This is a genomic window from Streptomyces sp. MA5143a, assembly GCF_900290235.1.
Classification (GTDB): Bacteria; Actinomycetota; Actinomycetes; order Streptomycetales; family Streptomycetaceae; genus Streptomyces.
This window is the reverse complement of record NZ_OLMK01000074.1, coordinates 1-2,104: the sequence shown is the minus strand read 5'-3', so window position 1 is coordinate 2,104 and position 2,104 is coordinate 1. Positions and strand designations below refer to the sequence as shown.

At 72.5% G+C, this 2,104-nt stretch carries 3 protein-coding genes; all 3 read left to right on the top strand.

Going from position 1 to position 2,104, the window contains the following annotated elements; all coding sequences use genetic code 11:
- Positions 1-314: 314 nt before the first annotated feature.
- Entirely contained in the window at positions 315-728 is a 414-nt protein-coding gene (locus SMA5143A_RS30075) for an NADH-quinone oxidoreductase subunit A (RefSeq protein ID WP_055523485.1), read from the top strand.
- Complete coding sequence (locus SMA5143A_RS30070) at positions 719-1,426, top strand: NADH-quinone oxidoreductase subunit B (protein ID WP_107465927.1); 708 nt, start codon at positions 719-721, stop codon at positions 1,424-1,426. The genes SMA5143A_RS30075 and SMA5143A_RS30070 overlap by 10 nt, the downstream gene beginning before the upstream one ends.
- Positions 1,423-2,104 (top strand): NADH-quinone oxidoreductase subunit C (locus SMA5143A_RS30065; protein WP_146193974.1); only part of this gene is annotated, 682 nt, incomplete at its 3' end. The genes SMA5143A_RS30070 and SMA5143A_RS30065, both read left to right, overlap by 4 nt.

The window sequence follows — 2,104 nt, the reverse complement described above, 5'->3', positions numbered from 1 at the left end:
CCCGTCGCCCTGACCGGGTGGCTCGTCGCCCTGGTCCGGTGGCTCTGTCGCCCCGGTCCGGTGGCCCTGTCGCCCCGGCCCGGTGGTGTCATCTCCCCGACCGGGCCGCCGCCTTGGCCCCGCATGGCCCCCGCCACCGCCCGGCTCACGGACCTCCAGGTCAGGGCCCTGCGCATGCCGAGCTGTGACGGGCTGCTTACGGTCTCTTTAGCAGGGCCTAGACTCCCGTGCGTACAGATCGTCGAACAGCGGCGTATGTATGGCGTACGGAGCGCGTACGTACAGGTCGCCAGGTGAGGGAACGAGGGGCGGACGTGCCGGAACCGACCGTCGCCGTCGCGGCGGAGTACGTCGTGGCGGCGGACTACTTCCAGTCCTACTCGGTGGTCGGACTGCTCGCCGCCGTGGGCGTGCTCTTCGTGGCCATCGCCTTCGGCGCGGGACGACTGCTGCGCCCCGAGGTCCCCACCCGGGAGAAGCTCCTCACCTACGAGTGCGGCGTCGACCCCGTCGGCGAGCACTGGGCCCACACCCAGGTCCGCTACTACGTGTACGCCTTCCTCTACGTCATCTTCGCCATCGACTCGATCTTCCTCTTCCCCTGGGCGACCGTCTTCGCCGACGACGGCTACGGCGCGACCACGCTGGTGGAGATGTTCGTCTTCCTCGGCTTCCTCGCCGTCGGCCTGCTCTACGCATACAAGAAGGGGGTCCTGGCATGGACGTGACGCCAGAGACGACCACCCCGCAGCCCGTGTCCCTCCCGGAGCCCAAGCGGCTGGGCGCCCTCGCCCGCCTCGCCCCCGAGCCGATGAAGGTGATCCTCAACTGGGGCCGCCGCTACTCGCTCTGGGTCTTCAACTTCGGCCTGGCCTGCTGCGCGATCGAGTTCATCGCCGCGTCGATGGCCCGGCACGACTTCATCCGCCTCGGTGTCATCCCCTTCGCGCCGGGCCCCCGCCAGGCCGACCTGATGGTCGTGTCCGGCACGGTCACGGACAAGATGGCCCCGGCCGTGAAGCGCCTCTACGAGCAGATGCCCGAACCGAAGTACGTCATCTCCTTCGGCGCCTGCTCCAACTGCGGCGGCCCCTACTGGGACTCCTACTCGGTGACCAAGGGCGTCGACCAGATCATCCCCGTCGACGTCTACGTCCCCGGCTGCCCGCCCCGCCCCGAGGCCCTCCTCCAGGGCATCCTCAAACTCCAGGAGAAGATCGCGAGGGAGTCCCTGGGAGAGCGGTACGGCAACGGAACGGACGCCGCCGACGCCGGGGGCACCGTGCCCTCCACGGCCGCCGCCGGCCCGACGCCGGCCCCCGCCCGCCCGTCACCGGCGGCCCTCCAGAGCGACCTGGTGAAGCCCCCGGCCCCGCCGGCCGGTACCGGCACGACCGACAGCTCCACCGGGGAGGGGGACCGTTGACCGGCTGGCTCCCCGCCCCCGTCGAGGAACTCTTCGGCGCCGACGCCACCGCCGAGGAGTCCTACGACGTCCTGACCGTGGACGTCCCCTCCGCCTCCTGGATCGAGGCCCTGAGCACCGCCCGCACCACCCTGGGCTGCACCTACTTCGACTGGCTGAGCGCGGTCGACGAACCCGGCACCGGTTTCCGGGTCTCCGCCCATGTCGTGGCCCTGGCCCCGGTCCGCCGTCTCCTCGTCCGCACCACCGTCCCGCACGCGTCGCCGGTGCTGCCCACCGCCGTGGACGTCTACGCCGGTGCCGCCTGGCACGAACGCGAGACCCACGAAATGTTCGGCGTCCGCTTCGAGGGCCACCCCGGCCTGGACCACCTCCTCCTCCCCGAGAACTTCGAGGGCCACCCGCTCCGCAAGGACTTCGTCCTGGCCGCCCGCGTCGCCAAGGCGTGGCCCGGCGCCAAGGAACCCGGCGAGTCCGAGCACGGCGGCCCCAAGCGCCGCCAGATGCTCCCGCCCGGCGTCCCCGACCCCAACGAGTGGGGCCCCCTCAAGGGCCAACTCCCCCCGGCCCCGACCCGCCCCACCCGAGCCGCCGGAGACCGCCCGGCCCGCGCGGCCGGGGAGCGCCCCGCCCGAGCAGCGGCCGACCGCCCCGTGCGCCGCACCCGTACGGCCTCCC

Bases quoted from the DNA above. Each gene is read 5' to 3' on its own strand.
- SMA5143A_RS30070 (WP_107465927.1), top strand. From the start codon at position 719: ATGGACGTGACGCCAGAGACGACCACCCCGCAGCCCGTGTCCCTCCCG.